The 24,466-nt window shown below is 44.5% G+C and carries 15 protein-coding genes; 4 read left to right on the top strand and 11 right to left on the bottom strand.

Going from position 1 to position 24,466, the window contains the following annotated elements; translation table 11 throughout:
• Positions 1-1,045 (top strand): PA14 domain-containing protein (locus ACFSRY_RS15710; protein ID WP_377509802.1); only part of this gene is annotated, 1,045 nt, incomplete at its 5' end.
• A 73-nt stretch (positions 1,046-1,118) separates the two neighbouring features.
• Here ACFSRY_RS15710 and ACFSRY_RS15705 read toward each other — a convergent pair.
• The 4 genes from ACFSRY_RS15705 to ACFSRY_RS15690 form a co-directional block, all read right to left on the bottom strand.
• Positions 1,119-4,679, bottom strand: a complete 3,561-nt coding sequence (locus ACFSRY_RS15705; protein WP_377509799.1) for a PQQ-dependent sugar dehydrogenase — start codon at positions 4,677-4,679, stop codon at positions 1,119-1,121.
• Positions 4,680-4,913: 234 nt separating this feature from the next.
• Positions 4,914-7,121: a LamG-like jellyroll fold domain-containing protein gene (locus ACFSRY_RS15700; RefSeq protein WP_377509795.1), complete on the bottom strand. Its 2,208-nt coding sequence runs from the start codon at positions 7,119-7,121 to the stop codon at positions 4,914-4,916.
• A 448-nt stretch (positions 7,122-7,569) separates the two neighbouring features.
• Positions 7,570-8,562, bottom strand: coding sequence for a PorP/SprF family type IX secretion system membrane protein (locus ACFSRY_RS15695; RefSeq protein ID WP_377509792.1), 993 nt, complete (start codon positions 8,560-8,562; stop codon positions 7,570-7,572).
• A gap of 6 nt (positions 8,563-8,568) precedes the next feature.
• The gene (locus ACFSRY_RS15690) at positions 8,569-13,113 is read right to left on the bottom strand and encodes an Ig-like domain-containing protein (protein WP_377509789.1); all 4,545 of its coding nucleotides are present in this window, start codon (positions 13,111-13,113) and stop codon (positions 8,569-8,571) included.
• 378 nt (positions 13,114-13,491) lie between these two features.
• Here ACFSRY_RS15690 and ACFSRY_RS15685 point away from each other — a divergent pair, with 378 nt between their 5' ends.
• The 3 genes from ACFSRY_RS15685 to ACFSRY_RS15675 all read left to right on the top strand — a co-directional run bounded on the left by ACFSRY_RS15685 (position 13,492) and on the right by ACFSRY_RS15675 (position 17,403).
• Positions 13,492-14,967, top strand: a complete 1,476-nt coding sequence (locus ACFSRY_RS15685; RefSeq protein WP_377509786.1) for an MBOAT family O-acyltransferase — start codon at positions 13,492-13,494, stop codon at positions 14,965-14,967.
• 3 nt (positions 14,968-14,970) lie between these two features.
• On the top strand, positions 14,971-16,092 hold the full coding sequence (locus ACFSRY_RS15680; protein ID WP_377509783.1) for an alginate O-acetyltransferase AlgX-related protein: 1,122 nt from the start codon (positions 14,971-14,973) through the stop codon (positions 16,090-16,092).
• A gap of 108 nt (positions 16,093-16,200) precedes the next feature.
• Positions 16,201-17,403, top strand: a complete 1,203-nt coding sequence (locus tag ACFSRY_RS15675) for a glycosyltransferase family 61 protein (protein ID WP_377509780.1) — start codon at positions 16,201-16,203, stop codon at positions 17,401-17,403.
• 16 nt (positions 17,404-17,419) lie between these two features.
• Here ACFSRY_RS15675 and ACFSRY_RS15670 read toward each other — a convergent pair whose 3' ends face one another.
• The 7 genes from ACFSRY_RS15670 to ACFSRY_RS15640 form a co-directional block, all read right to left on the bottom strand.
• Entirely contained in the window at positions 17,420-18,634 is a 1,215-nt protein-coding gene (locus ACFSRY_RS15670; protein WP_377509777.1) for a glycosyltransferase family 4 protein, read from the bottom strand.
• A gap of 8 nt (positions 18,635-18,642) precedes the next feature.
• A complete protein-coding gene (locus ACFSRY_RS15665) occupies positions 18,643-19,419 on the bottom strand; it encodes a nucleotidyltransferase family protein (RefSeq protein ID WP_377509773.1) in 777 nt (258 codons plus the stop codon).
• Positions 19,420-19,487: 68 nt separating this feature from the next.
• Positions 19,488-20,840 (bottom strand): NAD(P)H-dependent oxidoreductase, encoded by a 1,353-nt coding sequence (locus tag ACFSRY_RS15660; protein WP_377509770.1) that lies wholly within the window; start codon positions 20,838-20,840, stop codon positions 19,488-19,490.
• 64 nt (positions 20,841-20,904) lie between these two features.
• Positions 20,905-21,450 (bottom strand): dTDP-4-dehydrorhamnose 3,5-epimerase, encoded by a 546-nt coding sequence (gene rfbC, locus ACFSRY_RS15655; protein ID WP_377509768.1) that lies wholly within the window; start codon positions 21,448-21,450, stop codon positions 20,905-20,907.
• A gap of 8 nt (positions 21,451-21,458) precedes the next feature.
• On the bottom strand, positions 21,459-22,550 hold the full coding sequence (locus ACFSRY_RS15650) for an NAD-dependent epimerase/dehydratase family protein (protein ID WP_377509765.1): 1,092 nt from the start codon (positions 22,548-22,550) through the stop codon (positions 21,459-21,461).
• A 43-nt stretch (positions 22,551-22,593) separates the two neighbouring features.
• A complete protein-coding gene (rfbF, locus tag ACFSRY_RS15645) occupies positions 22,594-23,397 on the bottom strand; it encodes a glucose-1-phosphate cytidylyltransferase (RefSeq protein ID WP_377509762.1) in 804 nt (267 codons plus the stop codon).
• 317 nt (positions 23,398-23,714) lie between these two features.
• Positions 23,715-24,359 carry a WecB/TagA/CpsF family glycosyltransferase gene (locus tag ACFSRY_RS15640; RefSeq protein WP_377511217.1) on the bottom strand — a complete coding sequence of 215 codons (645 nt, stop codon included), beginning with the start codon at positions 24,357-24,359 and terminating at the stop codon, positions 23,715-23,717.
• Positions 24,360-24,466 lie beyond the last annotated feature (107 nt).

Genomic DNA, 24,466 nt, shown 5'->3' with positions numbered 1-24,466 from the left:
GAAGCTGGCGTCGGTGAACGGCTGGACCAACCCAAGGGAGTGGACCAAGTACTCGACCCAGACGTCGGTGAAGGTGACCCTGGAGGCGGGCAAGCGCTACTACATCGAGGCCCTGATGAAGGAGGGCGCGGGCGGCGACAACCTGGCCGTGGGCTGGCAGCTGCCGAACGGCTCCCTGGAGAGACCGATCGCAGGCAAGCACCTGTCTCAGATGGGAAGCACTGCCTCTACAGTAACAGCACCACTATACGTTACAGGCAAGATCACACGGGAGTACTGGGCCGGCGCCTACGGCGAGGGCATCTCTAACATCCCGGTGACAAAGGCACCGACAACCACCACTGAGCTGACGCTGTTCGAGGCGCCGAGCAACGTGGGCGACAACTACGGCCAGCGTGTGCGCGGCTACGTGACGGCTCCTACAAGCGGGCAGTACACCTTCTGGATCGCCGGCGACAACAGCGCCGAGCTGTGGCTGAGCACCTCTGAGGACCCTGCCAGGAAGGTGAAGCTGGCGTCGGTGAACGGCTGGACCAACCCAAGGGAGTGGACCAAGTACTCGACCCAGACGTCGGTGAAGGTGACCCTGGAGGCGGGCAAGCGCTACTACATCGAGGCCCTGATGAAGGAGGGTGCGGGCGGCGACAACCTGGCCGTGGGCTGGCAGCTGCCGAACGGCTCCCTGGAGAGACCGATCGCAGGCAAGCACCTGTCCCCTATCTCAACCGGAATAACAGGAGTTTCATCACTTTCTATGTCGGAAGCTGCGGATGTTGAGTTAGAGTTTGAGGGCGTTACTGCTTATCCAAATCCATTCAGAGATATGATTACTCTTGACCTGGATGATCAGGACGTAAAGCTACAGAAGGTAGTACTGCTAGATCAGACAGGAAGAGTTGCCTACGAAGAAAAAGGAAGCCTGGAACTGCAAAATGGTAAACTAGAAATTAATTTATCATCAGTTAACTTAAGAGGAGGTCTATACTTCCTGAAGTACACTGACAGTGAAGGAATCAGCAAGAGCATCAAAGTGATCAAAGAGTAAACTGATCAAATAATCATAAAAGAAAAAGCGCCTGTAATTACAGGCGCTTTTTCTTTTTATACAATCAAATCTTTTAGTTTGTGATGACTATTTTCCTGCTTAGTTTCCTTTCATAAGAAAACAGTAATAGGTTGTACAAGCCTGACGAAAGTCTTCCATCCAAAATTATACTTGACTGGATAACTCCGTTTGCGCCTGCCGATGCAGGATGCACTACAACAGTTTTACCTGTCATATCCACTAACATTAATTTGGCATCCTCACCAGGTACAAGTCCTGATACTTCTATATTAACCTGCTGGCCTGAATTCGGATTAGGGAATGCTTTGAAGGTGCCTTTGAAGGAATTATTATCTACAATTCCAAGCGTTGACTGACCACATAGAACACTAGTTCCACCATTGAACCTCTCTACTATTTCATTTCCTGTTACGGCTCTGTTATACACCTTAAGCTCATCAATATCACCGGCATAGTGGAAGCCTCCGGAACGGTTTAGATATCCTATGTTAACAGCAGCATTATCTGTAAAGTCTCTGGAATACTGCACCTGAGCTTCCTGTATCAGTACACCATCTACAAAAAGCTTATTCATATTGTTAGCTCCATCACGAACAGCTACGATATAGTGCCACCTGCCATCATTAAGTGCAGGTCCTGTGCCGCCTACCTCTATACCTGCATGGGTTTCATCTTTAAGAGAGAACATGGCTTGTTTTTGACCATTGAGCCCGATCCACCAATGCAGACCTGCATCTGTAGCCGCTGCATCACGACCAACAATCACCATATTTCCGGAAGCAGTGGTCTGAGTTTTCATCCATAAACCTATACTAAAGTTACCACTCTTGGTCCAGTTAAAGTTAGTCACGTTCTGGATATCCACAGCATCATTTGTACCATTGAAGCGTTGTGCGCCACCAAATAAGCCTCCCGTTGTTGGTTCCGGGCAATTCTGGCAGCTTGCATTAGCAGCCGAGGCTATATCTGCAAAACTGTTTCCGCTTGTTTCATCCATTTCATAGTAATGAACAAGTCCGGAAAGGCAGTCAGAGAGATTTGCATTTGAAGTACTACCACTGCCAACTACAATATTTATAGGCTCTGAGTCTAAAGCATGTCCATCTGTATCAATAGCTCTGGCTTTTACACTATAATTTCCGGCAGCGGCATTTCTCCAGGTGTAATTGTATGGGCTGGTATTTACAGAAGCGATCATAGTGGCTCCCTGATAGTATTCTACTTTCTCCCACTGACGGGTTGCATCAGCAAACCCTACTGCAAGATCTATAGGTGCACCTACTTCAAAGGTTGAATTGTTCGCCGGGGAAGCCATTGACACAGCAGCTACAACGCCATTACTACAATCCGGGTAAATATCAACATGATCTGAAGTAGAAAGGCCTCCGGAATCTGTTACTTTAAGACTGAACCTGTAGAAGTAAGTATCGCCGTCACAACCAACCGCCGCAATAGTAGCAGAGGTTACATGGTTATTATCCACTGGCTCCGGGTGGGAATGCGTGTTGTGGTGCAGGGCAACCACCCACTCATAAGTAAGATTTTCATCAGCGTCCTGTTGATCAGTTACATCTGCACGAAGTTGGTAAGTAGTCTGCTGATTCATTGGGTACTGCGTACCTTCAACAGGACTAACTATATTTACAACAGGAGGCGAATTATTTAGATTAACTTCCAGGTTAGCTGTAGAAGTTAATCCTCCTGCATCTGTTACAGTTAAAGTTACATTATATGTTCTGGCACCAGTTGCTGTGAAAGTATGGGTAGGGTTAGCCTCAGTTGCTTTAGCAGAGCCATCTCCAAAATCCCAGGAGTAGCTAAGCGCCTCACCCTCCGGATCTGTTGAACCGCTTCCTCTAAAATTAACTGTTAATGGGCTCTGTCCGAACAATTCATCAGCTTCAGCCACAGCGTTCGGAGGTGTATTACCACTATAGTAGGATACCTTCTTGATCTGGGCTCCATAATTTATATAGTAAAGTTCGCCAGTAGCAGGATTTTGAGCAAAGGCCGTAACTGTAGCACCGTCATCTTTAAAGCTCTTGATCGCTGTTGGCTTATTGTTGCTGTCAAATTCCAGCACTTTTATCCAGCCGGCACCATAGTCTCCGAAGAAATAAGTGTTGCGGAACTCCGAGGGCATGCTGTTACCTGTAAACCAAATACCTCCCGTTGAGGAACTTCCATAAAAAGGCTCCCCTGAAACTGGAGATCCAGCAGTTCCCACATTTACAACTGCAGCATCTTCCCCGTTAAAAGTACCGGTTCTGGTTACTGGCACCGGTGCTGTATTATCAGCTACTGAGGCGTTTGCCCAGTCAATAGCTGGTCTGGCATGCACAAAAGTATGCACATTGTCCGGGATTGGTTTACTCCAGTCGCAGTAGTTACCAAAGTATGGTGTTTCTGTAGCTCTGGGCTGCAGGATTAGTTCATTGAAATAAAATGTTTCGCGGTTACAGCTACCATTGCCAAACAACGGGTTCTGCAGATCGGGAGTAGGAACGCCTGTATTAAAATAGAAACGTTGCGGTTCTAGTCCCTCAAATAAAGGCCATCCGAAATTCAAACCTGGCTCTGTAGCCACATTGATCTCTTCCCAATCCTGCCACCCCACATCACCAATGTACAAAGCACCTGGGTTTGTGGCACTACCTGTGCCAGGGCGGAGCGTAAAGCGGAATGGGTTTCTTAAACCCAGGGCCCATACTCTCGATTCGGCAGCACGGGAATTAGAAGAGTTGTAGTAGGGGTTTGATGGCAAACCATTACCTGTTGCCGGGTCTAGGCGAAGAATTTTGCCATTAAGGGAGTGAACCTGCTGGGCACGCAACGCGCCTACGTTGTTCACCTCCGCGAGAATTCCATCCTGCAAACCCTGCTCTACATAGTTGTCGGTTACATCGCCCGGTTTCCAGCCAGTGTCTTTGCCGTTTGCCGTTGCGCCGTCACCTGCCGAAACAAGTAAAGATCCATCCTCACCGAAAACCAGTGACCCAACGCCATGTGATACATAAAGTATAGGTATACCTGTTGAAGCGTTCTCACCCAACAAGATTTTACGACTAGCCATATCTGTGCTCAACCCGTCTTGTCTAACTTTATAGCGGGTAATGCGACCAATAGTCGCATTACTGTACTCATTGGCAGTTGGGCTGTAACTGCTCGTTCCATAGTTGAGTAAATGATGGCGGTCTACGACGTAGAGCAGGTAGATAAAGCCGTTGCTGTCAAAATTAGGATCAAGCGCAAAACCCAGCAGGCCGTGGTCACCCCAGTTACCAACCTCTTCACTTATATCGATCAGGGGCTCAGCCAGTTTCTGTCCATTCTTTACGAGCCAAACCTTACCTCCTTTTTCCCAGACGTACATGGTGCCTCCATCATCGGAAAAAGTAAGTCCTACAGCAAAATCCCAATTACCCCCTACCTGTTCTTCCACAACACCACTCGGTTGCGCAGAAACAGATTGGCTGCTTATGAGAAATATTGCTAGAATGATGGTCTTGATAACTAAGGGAATCCGCTGCAGCCTGGTATAAGGGTTGAAGAAATTGTAGGCTAGCTTTAAAAGTGGAGCAAGGGAAGCTCTACCTTTGTAAAGATGGGTCATATTTTTTTACGTTTAATAATACACACTTTTCACAACCTGAGCTGAAAAAAAAGATTTCAGAGACTGGAAACCTGCTAAGACACATCATTCTTAACAGATTAATGCACTTGAAGCACTTTGTATTATTACGCAGCTATATGCCTATAGTTCTATTAATAACTATACAAAAAATATAATTTTACTCATAATTTCAAACAAGCATATACTTACATTCCCTGGCATCAAACCAACAGGTTATTTCATAATTACAAGCTTTCTGCTCAGCGTTTTACGGCTGTTTGAGACAGAAACATTATAAATCCCAGAGCGGAAATTCCCTGTAACCGGAACTGTAAATTGCAGATTTCCATTCTGATCTACAATAAGTTCTTGCTTAGTTAACACCTGTCCGGAAAGATCAGAGATCATAACAACGACCTGCTCATCCTTATCCAGCTTTGTTATTTCCACAGCCACCTCACTACCAAGAGTTGAGGGGTTTGGATACATCATAAAGGTTGAAGCTGTAAGTGTTCTATCTTCTACTTCTATAATTTTTGAATAAGTGAAAGAGCCATTAAGGTTATTTATTTTCAGGCGGTAGTAAGTTTTATCGGGAAATGGTGCTGTATCTGTAAAGCCGTACTCCACCTTCACGTTACTATTACCCGTTGCTGCCACCTCTCCTATCTTTTCAAAGCTTTCACCATTTTCAGAGTGCTCTACTTCAAAATTTTTGCAGTCCACTTCAACGGCTGTAGCCCAATCTAAAAGCACACTCTCCTGTGCATATTTCCCTGAAAAACTCACCAGCTCTGTTAAAGCGTCATAGACCATACGGTACCTTTCCATAATTTCCTCTGGAGAGAGTACTCGCCCAAATAACTTAACTTCGTCCAGATCACCATCATAGTGGTATCCCCCACCATCATTCAAATAACCAATGTTTACAGGAGTCCGACTGGCAAAATTATGCTGGTAAGTATAAGTTCCTGAAGCTCTGGCTTCTCCATCAACATATAAAATATTTCTCCCGGAGTTACCATCCCGTACAGCTACTATCTGGTGCCACTTCCCATCATTTAAGGTCGGGCCATTCTGCCCCACAAAGATACCCTGCCAGGCTATATCTAACAGGTTGAAAGCAGCTTTACCGGCTCCATCAACACCTATCCACCAATGCACTTCTGAATCTTTCCCATCACGTCCTATCAATACCCTATTTCCGGCGGTGCTTGCAGTAGTACGCATCCATAACTCCATGCTAAAGCTTGCGTTAGGCTCCCAATCAAAATTTTGGCTTTTCTCAACATTTAATCCGTCGTCTTTGCCATCAAAATGCTGCCCCCCCGATACAGCACCGCGCACAGGAGCTGGTCTTGTACCCTCCTGTGCCGTTGCCAGATAAGGGGTGTAGTAATCTTTAAACTCTGTGCCACTCGCTTCCTGTAGGTTCCAGTGATGGATAAGTCCTGCTTTCTCACCTGCACTCTGTTTAACTTCTATTGTAAAAGGTTGAGTAGCTTCACCTATACTGTTAGCGGCCTTAACAGACACATTAAATGATCCGTTAGCTGTAGGGTTCCATCTGATCTCGCCTGATGTCGCGTTGATAGTCATACCTGCCGGAGCGGCAACTAAGGAATAGGTTGGAGCAGGTTTTCCTGTAGCATTTACATCATACACATACTGCTGGTCAACCACACCAAACTTTACCGGCTCTGATACGATCACAGGCTTCACTTGCTCAGGACCACAATAGTTACCTGCGCCTTTGTTATACCTGGAGCGCATTTCAGCTTCGCCAAGAGCTCTGTTGTACACCATTAGCTCATCAAGCTTTCCGTTGTAGCGATACTTACCATCTAGCAACAAATGCCCAACCGTTACGGGAGCCACACTTTCAAAATTATCAACATAATCAGCCTCGAAGTTTCCTACTGCCAGGCCATCTACGTAAAGTTTATTTCTTCTGAGTATGCCATCACGAACCACAGCTATGTGGTGCCACTTTCCGTCGTTCACTTTCACGGGTATATTACCTACCCCGTTGCCGCCCATTACAAAGCCTTTGTGGGACCTGTCCCTTAACTCAAAGACAGCATAGCCGTTGGCATCTACCCCTACCCACCATACCATTCTTGACTCAGTACCGACTCTGCCCATTACTACTCTGTTTGTGGAGGAGTTGCCGGAAACCTGTATCCAGGTTTCTATTGTGAAGTTACTGTTTGGTCCCCATTCAAAATTTTTAACATCGGAAATTGTTAAGCCGTCGTCGGTGCCGTCAAATTGTTGAGCTCCGGCAAAAAGGCCTTCCGTGGGAGTTGGGCACCCCTCACAAGTAGCTGTAGTTGCAGAAACATAATCTTTAAATGTGGTGCCGGTGGTCTTTTCATCTAATCCAAAGTAGTGCACTAACCCTGCAGGGCAGTTACCGGAGGTTTGTGCCTTAGCTGACATCGAAAATAGCACTAAAACAGCCGTGACGATCAGGCTACTTTGTATACTTTTAAATAAGCAGAATGCAGAAAGGCTGCTTACAGCTGCCTTCCTATGTGCTTCGCCTTGGCTTGAAAAATAGTATATATTTATCATATGAGGGAAAGGTCTATCGAGGGCACAGCATTCAGAAAGTACAACTTCACTGATCTGCCTGTTTTCCACTCTTTTGCGGAATTCTGATAAATTGGTAAAACTTCAGTTAAAAATCCGGATCTGTTGTTAACTAGATACAGTTCCCCTTTTTTCAACCATTAGAATTTCTTTATATTACGACATTTCTTTTCATTAGTTTAAAACAAAAAGTGCAAATTTTACTTTATGCCGCGCAACCTTGAAAAAAGTGGATAAAGATGATTTTTTTTATGTAAGTAAATATTTACCAGTCATTTGCAATAGGCTTAAAGGCTTACCAAATCATTACTTGCTTGTCCTGCCTTTGCTTTTTAGAAGAGAATAAATTGTAGCTGATGGAGATTTCATTTGTAGCTTTCCGGATAGCCTGCGCCTCCTGAACAGGTGTTTCGTAAGCATAAGCGATAGACAGCTGGTTTAATCTAAAGCCCGCCCCTATGTAATAAGCTAAATCATTTCTGTAGCCAGTGCCTATCCAAAGCGTATTGTTATAAACCACTTTAACCTGACCTTCCAACAGATCTTCATGCCGTTCATCAAACTGATAGATGCTGTTAACAACAACCCCTAGTTGCTCTGAAACACCGGTCCTGTACCCTCCCTGGATAATATGCCGGCGCACATACATATCCTTTAAAAAATCATCACCTGAAATAATGAACTTTCCTTCTGTTATGTCCTGTACAGAATACCCCAGGTAAAATTTAGAGGAAGTGAGTGCCAAACCAATATTCAGGTCAATTTTACTTATACCATTATTCCGGCCAAGCACATCTTTATACTTCGGGTCATTCTCCTGATCTACGGTCAGGCTGTTTCCATCAAGCCTGTTAGAACTGAAAGTTAGTGCTGTACCCCATCTTAGGTTTACTTGATCTGAAAGCTTAATTCCTGCCCCGTAGCTAAAGTTCAGCTCTGTTTGTGAAGTAGGCCCAAACTTATCATGAAGCACAGAAAGCCCCAGTGCATGTTTGGCATTGATAAAGCTTTCATACTCTCGCTGTTCACGGTTATCCACCCTGAACCCATCTCTTTTAGTTAAACGAGATAAATCCAACTCTGCTGATGCAAAGATCGTTTTAGGGGCATCCTCAAAACCCATCCACTGGTTACGGTAGAGTGTCTTTAAAACAGAACCATTATATCCGGTTAGGGACGGATTGTAGTTTTGCTGAAACTGAGTAAAATTTGCAAACTCTATCCTGCTCTGAGCATTAGTATCCCAAAACAGAAGTACCAGTAAAAGTAATAGTATAATTCTCTTCATTTAAGACTACTTAAGTATGGTAACCACCCCTTTCTGCACCAGGTCTATCTCTTTTACCTGTATGATATAGAAATAAGACCCCTGCACAATACGGCCATCCCTGCCTTGCCCGTTCCAGCCTTCTTCCGGATTTGTAGAGTGATATAGCCGGGCTCCTGATCTGTCAAAAACCTCAATCACTACATCATTAAAGTACCGCAACTCCGGCACCATCCAGGAATCGTTAATACCATCTCCATCCGGGGAAAAGGCATTTACAAGCTCTATTCTCTGAAAGCCCTGATAAAGTGATTTTTGAAGGGGAAAAGTAGCCTCAATTATATTCTGGTAAGGATCGGTACTCCTTACACGGATAGAAAATTCAGCTGTCCCGGAAAGTCCATTATTTGATCTGAGGTACAAACCATCAACCGTTACCTCAAACAGGCTGTTATGGGTGTCCCCTTCCCCACTGACAAGTGTATAGGTGAATTCGGTATCATCAGGATCTGTGGTAGAGAAAACGCCAATTACTTCATCAGGTTTACTGTCTGGTTTAAAAGTGGTAGAGCTGAAGTTAAGAGCAGTCGGAGCTTTGTTTGGTTCAACCTCCACTGTAATACCTGCTGCCATATTGTTTGTATTTGTTGATTTGGGTGCCAGAACAAGCGTCCCCTTCAGCTTATACTTTGCCGGGAGTTCACCATTATAGGTACCTCTTTCCCAATTGATATCCAGGTCCTCTTTCTCGCCGTTTGCATAAGTCACCAGCACCTTTTTTGGTAGATTGAGCAGCTCAAAGGTGGTCTTGAACGGGACCTTTAAGTCAGCCAGAGAGCTTACAGTTACTATATTCCTTGTTACTTTCTGAACCATATCTGACACAACTGCCCCTGTATTTCCAGCTTTATCCTCCAGATAAAGAGAAACAGTGACAGTGCCATCAGTTAGATGCGTAAGTTGTAAACCAGATACGGTGAATGCGGCATTATTAACAACTCCAGTTCCCTCTACTTCATCACCTCCGTTACTGCTACGGATGGTGTAGTAGTACGTAGCTCCTTCCTCGGCACCGCTAACCTGGAATGATACCTGTTCCTGGTTCGTGACATTTATTTCTTCCTGCATAAAACCAACTGCATAGCCAGCAGGCGCAGACACATCATATATCGTTTCCAGTTCATTTGAAGAAGTGTTTCCGTTTTTGGCAGCGTCAAAAACTTTGTCAGCAGGTAAATCTACCTTTACCTGCCCTTCAGCCTCAGGCTTGATCAGAACAGTGTATTCACGATCATTTATCTGCTTAAGTTCTTCCGCAACCGCATTAACCAGTGCCAGATCTGTCAGTTCAAAGCCACTGATATTCTCACTAACTGTTATGGATACCGTAAACGCTTTGTTAGTATAAGCTGCAAGATCTGCACTTAGTGTTACTGCAGGACGGCCCGCATCGAAATCCATCACAAGCTGATTTGATGCATTGTTGCCGTTAGAAGCCAGATCCAGGACCATATTAGCTGCCATGCTTACCTCCACTTCACCGCTTACTGCAGGAGTAACAATAACTGAATAAGCTTTCTCTGCGGTTTTAGCAAGCTGTGATGCCGTGCCGTTGCTGATGGTTATATCCGGAAGCTCCAAACCGGCAACAGCCTCACTAAACTCAATTACAACAGGGAAAGGTGCGTTAGTTGGATTATCAGCTGAAGTACTTAATACCACATCCGGCTTTTGCGAATCATACAGCCTTTGAAGTAGGTTTGAAGCCATATTACCGTTCGATGCATTATCGTAGGCCACATCAGCCGAAACGCCTATGTTTACCTCTCCATCTGCACCAGGTGTAATCTGCGCTTTATATGTCGTGGCATCGGTAACTGTGAAGTTGTTTAACGTTCCGTTGGACACTGTTACATCAGTTGCTGTAAACTCCGTTACAGCTTCAGAAAAGGAGAAAGTTACCTCGAAAGGTGCATTTACTCTTGCAGGCGCATCAGATGCTATGGTAACATCAGGGCCTGTGCCGTCATACATCTTTTCTAAAGATGCAGCTGCCGCATTAGGATTCCCGGCCAGGTCTGTGGCCTTTCCAGCAGGTAAACCTACGCTAACAAGCCCATCTGCAGAAGGTGTAACAAGGGCTGTATAAGAAGTGGCAGCAGTAGATTTCAATTCGCTAAGCGCTCCATTTGTTACTGCAAAATCTGCAGATGCCAAGCCATGCACCTCCTCCGAAACATGAATGGTCACTTCAAAGGTACTGTTGACAGGATCTCCACTGTTCGTTGTAACTGTTACTGTTGGAGCGGTCAGGTCTATCTCTACTATTTTCTCCTCACTGCTCTCACTCACGTTCCCGGCTATATCTGTGGCTTTGGCAGTAACTGATAAAACTCCTTCAGGCAGTGCTGTATTTTCATAGTTAAGAACCCAGTTTCCTGCCCCGTTCACCAGGGCATCACCTAATTTACCATTGCCGCTAAACAGCGAAACTGTAGTGTTTGGCTCTGCTGTACCAGTTATCCTGATCGTATTATCAGAGGTGATCAGATCATTTGTAACAGGTCCTCTGTCCTCTGAAACAGCAACAACAACTGGGGCATCCGGGGCTTTGGTATCTATTACCCATGTATACTTTGCCGGTGAAGCATCAGCATTACCAGCACCATCTACTGCCCGCACACTCACTTCGTACGCTCCATCTTCCAAACCTGTGAACTGGTAGGAATTGGTCACAGTGTTAAAAGCAGCTCCGTTAAGGCTTGCCTCATAAGTTACCCCAGACTCATTGCTTGTAAAACTGAAAGCTGCATCTCTGTTTCCTGAGACCTCAGGCGGACCTGACAAGATGGTTGTTTCAGGAGCCTTTGTATCTATTTTAAAGCTTCTGGCAGCACTGGAGCTACTGTTGTTTCCTGCCGCATCCGTTGCTTTTGCAGTAATTTGATGCTCTCCCTCGGTCATTGCAGTTCCGGGAATCAAGCTCCAGCTTCCATTCGCACTGGCTGTTGCCGTACCTATAATAGCATTTCCCTCTGAGACTGTTACAATACCTCCCGACTCAGCAGTACCGCTTATAGTCGGTTTATTTGAACCTAACAGAGCGTTTTCAGCAGGAGAGATTACTACAGGAGCGGCGGGGGCCTTTGTATCAATGGTCCAGTTATACGTGGCAGGAGTTGAGTCAACATTACCGGCTTTGTCTATTGCTCTTACCTGCATTGTGTAAGTACCATCGGTTAGTGCAGCTGTGGTGAAAGGATTAGTTGCAGGCACAAAAGGAGCTCCATTTAAACTTACCTGGTAAGTTACATCTGCCTCGTTGCTGCTAAAGGTAAAGGTAGCTGTATTACTGTTTGACTGCCCAGCTGGCTTTGAGACAATCGAAGTTTCAGGCGCCTGTGTATCAGTTAGCTGCGGCTGCACGTTAAGCAGCTTGTCCAGCACGTTAAACCAGATTGGAGCCATTTTATTGTAACCACTCATAGCAGGGTGCAGTCTGTCAACCATATCCCCTCCGTTTGCCACAAAATCATAGATAATTCCGGCGTCTCCCATATCCACTAGCTCCAGCCTGTCACCGGCACTAATACGGCCACTGGCCAAAGTCTCTATTTTGCTGTTATAGATGTTAATGATGTCATTTTTGGTGGCGCTTGCACCTTTGTAACAGTCTTCTCCCTTACAAACAGATTGTATGATTTTGGCAACGATAACCGTTACTTCCCTACCGGAGTTTGCTTCATACTTGTCCACCTCATTTAGAATAGCCTCCAACTCATTTACAGTTGTCTGAGAATTGTCTACCCCATCATTACTGATATCATTTGTGCCGATATGTAAGAGTATGATGTCTGGGTTAAAAACATTTAGGTATTTGGCGGTATAGGTAAGCCCCATGTGCTGGTTATCGTACCAGCGTTTATAAGAGCCATTCAGAAGTAATGAAACAATTTCTTCATTACGGGCTCCCCCAAACCCGGCATGGTCTACATCATTCATATAAGTGCTGCCGGTTTGCTCGCTTCCTACAAAATCATAGTTACCTTTAGAGACAGAAGCATTTAATAGTTGCTCTAGTTTTGCCCGGTAAGCGGCTCTTTCTGTTGTTGGCACGCTGCTGCTTCCTCCTTCCGTGTTTGAATCACCGAGTGGCATTATCTTGAAAACCTTTCCCTGGGCGTGAGTTGTAGCACTTACCTCAGAACTATAAGGGGACTGGTCTGCGCCACTCACAGCTTTCATTCTGTAGTACACCTTCTGATTATAATATAAACCTGTGTGGCGATAGCTCTTAACAGAGGTACCAAAAGATTTGAGTGGAACAAACGTTGCCTCTGCGCCTGTCTGAGACATCTCCAGAACATAGCCTGTTGCCCCGGGTACGGAGGTCCAGGAAACGGTGATGGCGCCAACCAAAGAAGGTTTAGCCTGTACTACAGGAGCAGAAAGAGCTAAAGAAGCTAGAGGTGCACCTATAGAAACTGGTGCAGAGAAATTCACAAAAGGTGATACAGTAAAAATCAGGATCGCAAAAGGGCGAAGTAGCCAGTGCTTGTAAAAGTCGGGCATACGTAAGGGTTAGATAGCTTTAGTTTAAAACCCACTCTTTAACGGCTTATCCTTATGAAAGTTTCTTCATAAAAATTTACTCATCCATATTTAATACAATTATTGCTTTAAATTATTAGCAGCTGCAACACCAGTTTTATCGTATAATCCTATTATTTATTACATTCTATATTCCTATAGAAAAATATTTGGTCAAACATTAAACCTTTTCACCCAAATCCAATATAACTGATTAATAACAGCTGATTCGTCCATGAATAAAAATAAGCCGGGCCTGCAGCTGCTCCATTTTCAAACTAATATTAGAAAAAGCGAAGCAACCCAATGCTATATACTGTTGAGTATTAACAGTTTGAAGCACCCTTAATAAAGTAACATATGTTATTTAACTCTACTGATTTCTTCATATTCTTTCCGGTAGTAGTTACGCTCTACTTCTTAGCAGCGCCCAACAGAAGATGGATCATTCTCCTTCTTGCCAGTTATTACTTTTACATGTCCTGGAAACCGGCTTATACCATCATTTTGGTTGTTTCCACTGCAGTTGATTACTTGTGCGGAAGAGCCATGGGCCGGTACAGCGATGAAGAGAAAGAAAAACGAAAACCTTATCTTTATATAAGCCTTTTGGCAAACCTCTCGGTACTCCTGCTTTTCAAATACTATAACTTTTTTAACGAAAGTGCCCGCGACCTGGCTGTTGCGTTGGATGTACCTTACGCAATACCGGCATTTGAGCTGTTACTGCCAATGGGTATTTCCTTTTACACTTTCCAGACGATGAGTTACAGTATCGATGTGTACCAGGGGCGAATCAAGCCGGAGCGGCATTTAGGTATATTTGCACTCTTTATTTCATTCTTCCCCCAGCTTGTGGCTGGCCCGATAGAGAGGGCGGGCAACCTGCTTGGCCAGTTTCATACGACTCACGAATTCAATTACTACCGTGTAGTTGCCGGCTTAAGACGTATGGCCTGGGGTTTTTTCAAAAAGATTGTCATTGCTGATAACCTGGCCCTGATGGTTAACCAGGTATACAATAACCCGACAGAATTTGAAGGAATCTCTTTTGTTATTGCCACTATCTTCTTTGCCTTCCAGATATACTGCGACTTTTCAGGCTATTCTGATATCGCGATTGGCGCAGCGCAGGTTTTAGGATTTAGGTTAATGGAAAACTTCAGAAGCCCTTACTTTTCTAAGTCTATCTCCGAATTCTGGGGCCGTTGGCATATCTCCTTATCCACCTGGTTCCGCGACTACCTCTATATTCCGCTGGGGGGTAACCGCGTGGTGAAGTGGCGCTGGTACTACAACCTGTTCCTCACTTTTTTAGTGAGTGGCCTGTGGCATGGCGCTAACTGGACCTTTGTTATTTGGGGTGCTTTACATGGCTTCTACCTGGTTTTTGCCATTGTTACTGCCAAACAACGTAATGCTGCTGCTCACGCAATAGGGCTAACGAACCATCCAGTAGTCTATAAGTGGATGCAGGTGCTAAGCGTTTTTGCACTTGTCTGCTTCTCCTGGGTCTTTTTCAGAGCGAACAGTCTGGCAGACGCAACTTACATCATCAGCCAGGCATTCAGCAGCCTTGGTAACATCAGCCAGGTATTTGCTCTGGACATTAGTCATGCCCTGTTTATGGATCAGGGTGCAAAAGTATTTGTCGTTTCTGTACTGGCCATTATTCTAATGGAAACCGTACACCTTATTCAGCGCAACGGAAGTGTATCACAACTGATCATGCAACGTCCTGCCTGGGTACGTTGGAGCGTCTATTATATGGCTATCATAGCTGTGATCCTTTTCGGCCAGTTTGGGAACCAAGAGTTTATTTATTTCCAGTTCTAAGATATGAAGGTTATAAACAATAAAGGAGTAAAGAGGCTGTTAAGGAAACTTACCTTGCTGGTCCTCCCTTTCTTGATATGGCCACTGATTGAAGTGTTTTTTCTGCCAATGAACTTCTTCACGTTCAGGATATGGGAAACCATATCTGTGAACAAAATGCGTGTTATGCCCGGACCTTTTTACCCAAACATACACATGAAAATGGAGGAAGAAGGAGAGTTAGCCCCACACACTCCTTTTGCAGAAAAGCGTGTTGTGGAATGGTATACCGATGAATATGGCTACCGGAACCGCGATACTAAAGCTGATGTGCTGCTGATAGGAGACTCAAATATTACGGGAGCAAAGCTGTCGCAGGAAGAAACACTGGCAGAGGTTTTGGAGCGTCAGATAAAAAAAGATGTTTATTCTTTTGCTCCAGCAACCATGAACCGCTTTCTGGCTACTGATCGCTTCAGGGAGACACCTCCGGAACTGGTAATCGTGTCTAGTATCGAACGTAGAATACCGGAACTTCCGGCCGTTGGAGAGAATGGTATCAATTCAAAAATCCGGAACTTCACCGGTAATGCCATTCACTCTTCCAGCTTCTTAACCTGGTTGGCAGTTACAGCAGACCGGATTTCAAAACTTGGTTTATACCACAGAACACTTGCTACAATAGACCGTAATCTAGGGAGCAGAGAATACATAAGTTACAACAACGAGTTCTTTATTGAAGGTGATACTGCTAACCGGGATTTCAGTGAACAGGAAATAAAGCAGATTGCTGATGTGCTGGAAGGTTATAAAGTAGTCTTGCAGGAAAGAGGTATTAAGTTCCTGTTCTTACCGATTCCCAATAAAGAAAACATCTATTACCAGATGCTTCCATCAAAAAAGAAACCTGATTTTTTACCCAGGCTCATCGCAGAACTACGTAAGCGTGACGTGGGCGTGGTGGACATCCAGTCTGATTTCGAGCACCTTCATCAGAAAAAGAAAGTTGCCCTCTATCCTGTAGATGATGCTCACTGGAATAACGTGGCAGTAGAGGTTGCTGCCTCTCTTGTAAGTCAGAGAGTTCAGGGAAATTCACCAAATTCCGACAAAAAAGAAAACTTTTTTGTCGGTTATGAGGAATAAAACATATTAAAACATAGCTCTATTTAATTAAAAAGAGCACAACTTTTACTTAGCATTAACTCGCTCATGCATATAAAGACCTTTTACCGGAAAGGGTTAAGACGGACCATGAAAATCTTAGGCCGTATTATACCTTTCAATTCTCGCTACAAACCTGGAGGTGTCTGCAATATAAACCTGGAGGACCTTGACCAAAATAATCCACGAGAAGTAACCATACATCAGGTTTATACAAATTACGAAACAAAACTTAATATTCCGGAAGATCTTTATCGTGCTTGTTCGGCCTACTGGAAACCTAAACGACAGGTATCCACTAACTACATGGTTGTAGAAGCACCGAATGGCCGGATATATACAGACAATGAGAGTAGTGTAGCTGTAGTCTCCTGCTATAACAGAGTAATAGAAAATGTATCATTGAGCCTTGCAAGCGGAAAAGTTACTGCGCCGACCTTTAACAACATATTCGAGCAGCGTTTCTTCACCGTACCTGAAAGGTATGAAGGTACTGTATTCTCTTTATTAACAGGTGGAGCAGGACTAAATAACATTGGTCATTGGTTTATAGATGTATTACCAAGGTTGCATTTGCTGAAGAAGAGTGGCTTGTATGATAAAGTAGACTGGTTTCTGGTACCAAGCCTGCGATATGATTTTCAAATGGAAACACTGGAGCTGTTAGGTATTCCTGCCTCCAAGCTTATTGCCGGCGATAAGCATCCGCATATTTCTGCAGATTGTATAATTGCCTCCACAGCACCACGCGGCAACCATACCTTAATTCCGAGTTGGCTTTGTGAGTATATCAGGGAGGAATTCCTTCCTGTGGCAGAAGAAGAAAGTGAACTTATCACGCCAGAGGCTCCACATTTGTATGTGAGCCGCAGTGACTCGAGTATCAGGAATGTATTAAATGAAGATGAACTTCTGAAAGCCCTTGAAACCTATGGTTTTAAGACAGTTGTATCGAGTCAACTTAGCATTAAAGAAAAAATAAAGCTATTTTCTAAAGCTAAGGTAGTGATGGGAGCTACTGGTGCAGGTTTGATAAGCATGTTTTTCTGCAAGCCAGGCACGAAGATGCTTGAAATCTTTAATGAGGGCTTTGTGATAGAACCGTTCTACGATATTGCCACCAAAATTGGCCTGGATTATGAATACATCATCTGTAAGAGCAACAGAAAAGTGAAGAATGCCACACAAGGACAGCGGGAGCATTTAAACGTAGAAGTAGACAAAGTACTGGCAATACTAAAGAAGGTAACAAATGAAAAGGACCAGGAAACAAAAAGGGCTGAGGTAGCCTAAATCGTTTCGCAGTCTTTTATTGAAATCCTGCTTTTGCGACAACCGTTGCAGATGCAGGATTTTTCTTTTGGTTTATGGCTTCTTCATAAATCTGCACAAGCATCTGATAATTAGCTTCAGGTGTATATAGTCGCTCATAGCTTTGCCTAGCATTTTGCCCAAGCTGCCTTGCCAAATCAACATTCTGCTGAAGCTGGCTTAGCTGTGCAGCTAACTCTGACTCCTGTTCAGGGGTATAGTGCAGGCCATTATAATTATGATGAACCAGGTGCTCCCCACCTCCTATTTTCGCTGCTATCACTGGTGTACCTGTCGAGAAGGCCTCTATGATGGACATGCCAAACATCTCAGGCCACTCCGATGGAAAAAGTAGCGCCTTTGCCGCCTGTAGTTCCTGCTTTACCCTGTCATGTTTTTGGTAGCCCAAATATTCTAGGTCTGAATGTTGCTGAGCATGAGCCTCCACCATCTCACGCAGAGGGCCGTCACCTATTACTTTCAACTTAAATCTATGTTTGGCGTGGGCTTTTAGCATTGTCTCTACCCCTTTTTCAGGCGAAAGCCTACCCACGAACAGGAAATAGTCTTCTCGATCTGCTGCACCCATTCCAAGATCTGCTGTGAAATTTGGTTTTATCAGCAACTGCTCCGGATGAGGCCTAAGAGACGACTGCTGGAATAGTTTTGCGGCACCCGCTGTGAGGGTTATAAAGTAATCGACTTTACTCCTCCAGGTGTTCAGCAACTTGTGCAGTCCGGTTGTCAGCACAACAGATGCAGTGTGGAAACGTGAGTTACGGTAGGCTCCGTCTAAGACTGCAGCATATGGAAAAGTCTGCGTTGCATTTTCCATGTGTACCTTTCCCTTATAATGAAGGTAAGCGCTTGGGCAGATCAGGCGATAATTGTGTAATGTCATTATCACCGGTATCCTGTGCCGTTTACATACGTAGAAAACAGCCGGGGACACCAGAGGAAAGAAGTTATGCACATGCACCACATCCGGCTTGAACTGCCGCAGTTTTTCCTCTACAATGTTGGCACTTTTAAAATTGTATAAAGTTCCCAACGCGGCGTGCAGTTTATCTGCTAAACTGTTGACGCTATTGTTAGAAAAAGTCAGCTTATCCACTATATTCCCATGCTCTTCCAGCAGGTTTGCCTCTGCGAAGAAAACAGTGTCTTCGCCGCCGGTTTGTTTGTAGTGGTTGTGGATGATAAGGATACGCATGTATGATTTTATGTATTTTTGATAATTGCTTTCCGGAGGTCTTCGGCTGTACCTACATCAAGGCAAATGCCTTTGCTAAACTGTAGGCTCTTCACCTTTAAACCGTTTGTTATAGCTGCTTGTATTACCTGGCCAATACTTAATTCCTTTCCGCTGGTGCTGATACTTTCCTGCATTTGCTGCAGATATGCGTGCATAAAGGCTGTAAAAGCAGGAGTCCAGCAGGCAAAAGCCCAGGCGAAGGGCAATTTTACCTGATGTGGTTTCGAATAGACACTGTTGATACTACCATTAGATTGAAGATCAACTACATCCCATTTTTCAGGACTTTCAGCCTCAAATATTCCAAGCACCACGTCTGCCTTAGTCTCAGCTTGCTTGGCAAGCAACCTTGCATAGGCGTTAGGCTCAGAGACAAGTATATCCGGAAAGCCAAAAATCACCAGCTTTTCCTTCACAAAAGAATAGGCCTGATCCAGGGAAAAAGGTGTTCCGTACGGAAGTCCCATGATAAGGTAAGCTAAATTGACTCCGAGAGCACTTCCATCTCCAAAATAAGCAGGTATGTCCCATTTGCCTTTACGCAGAATAAAATATACTTGCTCCGCCCCTGCTCTCTGCATGTGCTCTATCAGGTAAGAAGATACCACTTTAGGACGTTGCTCCTGGCTTTCCGGATCCATCCCAAAACCAATAGGAAATAACTCCTTACTGCAGGGTAAAGGTTGTAGCCTGCTTCCAAGCCCGGCAGCAGGTATCAAACCAACTATAGAAGTTGAACTCATTTTAAGAAAATCGCGCACCACCCCTTGTGGTGCGGTGCGCGACAGCTATTAAATTGTTTTATTTTCTTTTATACAGAAGAGGCAACAAGCTGCGACAATACGTTTTCACGAGAAGCACTATCTGGCGTAGCAAAATAACCTGCCTGTTCCTGGCGCAGTTTATCTACTAAACGACCTTCAGGTAAAACAACGTCATCATAAGTCAGCACCTGGTCTTTGGGAATATCTCGCTTCAACACACAACCTTCGGCTACACCAATTGGCAACAAGTTCTCTGCTGCTGTGGTATCTGCGTTTTCACATAGTCCGTAGGTCATGTAGTGGCCTATACCATCAATTACCTGCCCTGCTTTCAGATCCGTTTTAGCCGTCGCAACAACCTCTACATAAGGCTTCCCAATTGGCGTAAGGGCTGCATCATTGAACAGAACGGCACGGGCTACTGTACTTGGCACTTCAAAATGGCACAGGTGGTAGGGCGTATAGAACAGGTACAAAGGCCCCTCTCCCAGCTTGTAGAGATTCAGGTAATGCTGCTGTGTTGGGTGATCATGTGTTCCCAGTACAAAAACTCCCGGTCCAGGCTCTGCACCAACAATATAATCCACTATACCCGGTCCTTCGATCAGGTCTTCGAGTGGATAAAGGTTCTGAACAGCTTCTTTTAAAGGAGTTCCGCTTGGCACAGATGGTCCATGCATTCCCCGCTTCGCTACACGCATTCCGGTACCATTGGCAACAATTGCCTGCTCAAATGATATTTTGCTACCGTCTGCAAAAGAGGTAACCATAGATGGGTTCTGGCCCCATTTCTTAGCAAAGCCTTCCTGCGTTGTAGGGTTTCGGTAAGGGTCGTGTAAACCTTTTATATTTCCGCAAAGAACAGGCTTTACCCCAAGGCCTTTCACAAAGCGGTAAAGGTTCATTTCCACACCTGGCTGATCTCCATCTGCATTGGTGAAAACAACTCCTGCTTTGTCGGCATATACCTTTAGAATTGGTCCAACTGTACCGTCCACCTCAGCATTCATCATAATGATGTGCTTTCCGTTTTGTACAGCTTTTAAGGCAACGTTGGTTCCGAACTCAACGGCACCAGTAACTTCTATTATAGCATCAATGCCTTCCGCCTCACAAAGCAGCATTGCATCATCCGTTATGCTGTACCTGCCATTCCGGATATTATCTTCCAATTGGCTTATATTATTTACCTCCTGCAGATCCAACACATCCGCTTCGTTATAAGCCTGCTTAGCCTTTTCTATTTTTCTATTGGCAATGGCAACAAGCTCCATGCCCTGCACATACTTGCAGATTTGCAGCGCAATGCCTCTACCCATAAAGCCTGCTCCCACCATGGCTACACGAATTGGATTGTTTTCGGCATGGCGTTTAGCAAGAGCGGTATCAACTAATATCATATAGTATATAAAGTTTAAGTTAAAGAGAAGAAAGCTGCCGATTAATTAAACAGCAGCTTTCTTATTATACTTTTGAAAGTTCTTTTTCGAAATCATGATGCGCCTGATCTTTTTCCGAGATGACAACAGGCTCAATCGGCCATTGGATGTTGAAGGCCGGATCGTTCCATCGGATTCCCCGCTCTGCACCTGGTGTATAGAATTCTGTTACCTGGTACGTTACATCAGTGTTATCTTCCAGGGTGATAAAACCATGCGCAAAACCCTCCGGCACAAACAGCATACGATAGTTATCTGCAGTCAGCTCCACTCCTATCCATTGCTTGTATGTTTCTGAATCCTCACGCATATCTATGATCACGTCATAGATGGCACCACGGGTACAACGTACCAGCTTAGACTCTTCGTTTGGTGCCAACTGCATGTGCATACCACGCAGTGTCCCTTTCTTCTTGTTGTAGGACACATTCGTCTGCCTCACATCATTGCTCAGCCCGTGCTCCTCAAATTCCTTCTGGCAAAAAGAACGTCCGAAAAAGCCACGTTCATCCTCCAGGCGCTTCACGTCAATAATAAAGGCGCCTTTAAGTTTTGTTTCGGTAAATATCATGTTGTTGATTATGCAGTTTGTAACGTAGACGCTTGTCTGTCTTTTCTGTTTGTCTGATGCTTCCACTGAAGCTGTTCATTTATCTTTCCTGTTTCCTGAAGACTCGTTAGCACCTTTAAGCGCATCAACAAAGAATTCCGGAAATCTCCGTCTTTGAACTCCATCTCCAGCAGACCATCACGCAGCTCCTGTATCGCCTCATTTAAAGTGTACTTTGGCTGATGGTTTGGCGCAAGCTCTTTATAGAGGTCAAAATTTACGCGGTAAGAACGTTTATCCGGCGCTGCATTCTTGTTAACTGTAACCACCGTACCTGGAATTACATCAGCAACGGCTTCAGCTAATTCGTTTACCTGATAGTTCCAGGTATTAGTTCCTGTGTTCACGGCTAAATATTCACCGCCATTAGAAGGCTCCCGGGTAACAGCCCATTCTATAGCCAGTGCCATATCTTTCACATGGATAAGCGGGCGCCAGGGTGTACCGTCGCTAAGTATATTTATTTTACCGGTGGCCACAGCTCCTGCAACAAAATCATTAAGCACCAGATCCAGTCTTAGCCTGTTGCTCATACCGCAGGCTGTTGCAAACCGTAAGCATGTTATCGTAAAGCCATCTCCTGCCAAAGGAGCCAATTCTTTTTCTGTAGCTACTTTTGAACGGGCATAGGCTGTTAATGGGTTTAGCTCAGAATCTTCTGTTTTAGCCTGCTCGGAAGCAGCACCATACATACTGCAACTTGAGGCAAACACGAAGTTCTTAACACCTGCCTCTTTCGCCATCTCAGCTATCTTTACACTTGACTTATAGTTTACATCCAGTGTTATATCTTCAAAGCGGGTGCCCATCGGATCATTTGAAATGGCTGCTAAATGCACGACAGCGTCTATGTTCTGCAAAATCTCCGCAGGTATAGACCGTACATCTCCAAACAACTGCATGTCCAGTTTACTTTCCGGAAGTACCAGCGCATTTGTTAAACATGAGGCAAAATAGGCCATATCATAGCCAATAAGTGTTGCTTCAGGATAAGTTTTACGTAGTTGGCTGATGACACCCGGGCCTACGTAACCCATATTTCCGGTTATAAGAATTCGCATAGCAAAAGATTATTTATGTTATGAGTTGAGGCTATATGTGAGACTAGTTAACAGCTTTGGAAAGCATTTTACACCACACATTCCATGGGGCACTACCTTGCTCCCACAGTTCTTCTAATACGTGTTTATCACGCAGTGTATCCATTGGCTGCCAGAACCCGGTATGCCTGTAAGCCGAAAGCTCACCTTCCTCTGCAAGCCTTTCAAGCGGGTCACGCTCCCAGATGGTGCTGTCACTTTCAATGTAATTTAATACCTCCGGCTCAAGCACAAAGAAACCTCCATTAATCCAGGGCATGTCACCCCCTTTTGGCTTTTCTTTAAACTGGTTCACTTTTGTAACACCCGAGGACAAATTGAACGCGCCAAAGCGGCCTGGCTGCTGAACGGCTGTCAGAGTTGCCAGTGTTCCTTGCTCTTTGTGAAACCTGATAGATTCTGAAACATCTACATCACTTACTCCATCACCATAGGTAAGGCAAAAGGTCTCATCACCAATGTAATCTTTCACTCGCTTTAAACGACCACCTGTCATGGTACCCTCTCCGGTATCCACCAGCGTCACTTTCCATGACTCTGTGTTGTTCTGATGCACTTCCATGCTGTTGTTACGCATGTCAAATGTTACATCAGAATTGTAAAGGCAATAGTTGGCAAAATATTCTTTTATGATATGGCCTTTATAACCACAGCAAATAACAAAGTCTGTAATATTATGGTGAGAATAAATCTTCATGATGTGCCAGAGAATAGGCTTTCCTCCGATTTCTACCATTGGCTTAGGACGTACGCCGCTTTCTTCACTAATTCTGGTTCCGTAGCCACCTGCTAGTATTACTGCTTTCATCAATATAAGGGTTTAGGGTTGGTGTATAAACACTGACTGAAGAGCCAATTGGACTACTTCTGCTGGTTTTTTCTGTTTAATACGGCAATTGCTATATTTTGATGTTACTAGAGATAATTTTTCGCTTATTTTTTCAAACATCAGCTTTCATAAAAGTAGGAGCAATCATTTCTTCTTAAAGAAGGAAACAAAGGAATGCATTGTTACTTTCTGAAGTGATTTAATGAAGAACTGAAATTTTGGGAGGGATCCTCAATGCTGGCTGTTGTTTCAGCCAGCATTGAGGATAGTAATAGTATTCTTGTAGAGTGAAGATCTTATCTGGCTAGAGCTAAACGTTTTGTACGCTGCTGCAAAAGGAGCTTTAGAGACAGGTACAAAAACATACTGTTCGTGATCAGATAACGCTTCCAAAGCCTGCGCGGCTCCTGCCACAATCTGTAAGTCCATTCCAGCGAAAGATCTCTGGCCCACTTAGGCAACCGTTTTTCCAGATTGGCATAGGTCATATAAGCCTGTCCTACTCCTAACATACAGGCCTTTACTTTTCCTTTATGCTCTGCCATCCAACGCTCCTGTTTCGGGCAGCCAAGGGCCACAAAAACAAGATCCGAATTCGCATCATTTATTCTGTTTACAATGGCGTCATCCTCTGCACTGGTAAGCTTTCGAAATGGCGGTGAATAATAACCAGCCACTTTAAGGTCGGGCAAATCTTCTTTTGCCTTTGCCACTACAGCATTGAGCACCTCATCAGTAGAACCGTAAAAATAAACAGACTTACCACGTGCAGCTGCTTCTTTTAAAAGCCTTGGCAACACATCCATTCCCGCAACACGATCCTGATCCTTGCCATACAGTAACCTCATAAGTTTAGAAAGAGGCCCTCCATCGGGAGCTGCGACATCCGCACTGTTTAATATTTTATTAAACCCTTTATCCTTATGCGCTTCTACTAGCATGTGCGCATTAGCAAAGCAAACATATGAGGAAGCTCTATTATCAGTCAACCAGAAAATGTGGTTAACAAATTCATCAAAAGACCCAGCCGAAATAAGCGAAGTTAAAA

It is taken from the genome of Pontibacter locisalis (assembly GCF_042684605.1).
Taxonomy (GTDB): domain Bacteria; phylum Bacteroidota; class Bacteroidia; order Cytophagales; family Hymenobacteraceae; genus Pontibacter; species Pontibacter locisalis.
This window is presented reverse-complemented; position numbering and strand designations above follow the sequence as displayed.

Excerpts from the sequence above, each read along its gene's own strand:
- ACFSRY_RS15705 (WP_377509799.1), bottom strand. The coding sequence starts at position 4,679 with ATGACCCATCTTTACAAAGGTAGAGCTTCCCTTGCTCCACTTTTAAAG.
- ACFSRY_RS15700 (WP_377509795.1), bottom strand. The coding sequence starts at position 7,121 with ATGTCAGCTAAGGCACAAACCTCCGGTAACTGCCCTGCAGGGTTAGTG.
- ACFSRY_RS15695 (WP_377509792.1), bottom strand. The coding sequence starts at position 8,562 with ATGAAGAGAATTATACTATTACTTTTACTGGTACTTCTGTTTTGGGAT.
- ACFSRY_RS15690 (WP_377509789.1), bottom strand. The coding sequence starts at position 13,113 with ATGCCCGACTTTTACAAGCACTGGCTACTTCGCCCTTTTGCGATCCTG.
- ACFSRY_RS15685 (WP_377509786.1), top strand. The coding sequence starts at position 13,492 with ATGTTATTTAACTCTACTGATTTCTTCATATTCTTTCCGGTAGTAGTT.
- ACFSRY_RS15680 (WP_377509783.1), top strand. The coding sequence starts at position 14,971 with ATGAAGGTTATAAACAATAAAGGAGTAAAGAGGCTGTTAAGGAAACTT.
- ACFSRY_RS15675 (WP_377509780.1), top strand. The coding sequence starts at position 16,201 with ATGAAAATCTTAGGCCGTATTATACCTTTCAATTCTCGCTACAAACCT.
- ACFSRY_RS15670 (WP_377509777.1), bottom strand. The coding sequence starts at position 18,634 with ATGCGTATCCTTATCATCCACAACCACTACAAACAAACCGGCGGCGAA.
- ACFSRY_RS15665 (WP_377509773.1), bottom strand. The coding sequence starts at position 19,419 with ATGAGTTCAACTTCTATAGTTGGTTTGATACCTGCTGCCGGGCTTGGA.
- ACFSRY_RS15660 (WP_377509770.1), bottom strand. The coding sequence starts at position 20,840 with ATGATATTAGTTGATACCGCTCTTGCTAAACGCCATGCCGAAAACAAT.
- rfbC (WP_377509768.1), bottom strand. The coding sequence starts at position 21,450 with ATGATATTTACCGAAACAAAACTTAAAGGCGCCTTTATTATTGACGTG.
- ACFSRY_RS15650 (WP_377509765.1), bottom strand. The coding sequence starts at position 22,550 with ATGCGAATTCTTATAACCGGAAATATGGGTTACGTAGGCCCGGGTGTC.
- rfbF (WP_377509762.1), bottom strand. The coding sequence starts at position 23,397 with ATGAAAGCAGTAATACTAGCAGGTGGCTACGGAACCAGAATTAGTGAA.
- ACFSRY_RS15640 (WP_377511217.1), bottom strand. The coding sequence starts at position 24,359 with ATGCTAGTAGAAGCGCATAAGGATAAAGGGTTTAATAAAATATTAAAC.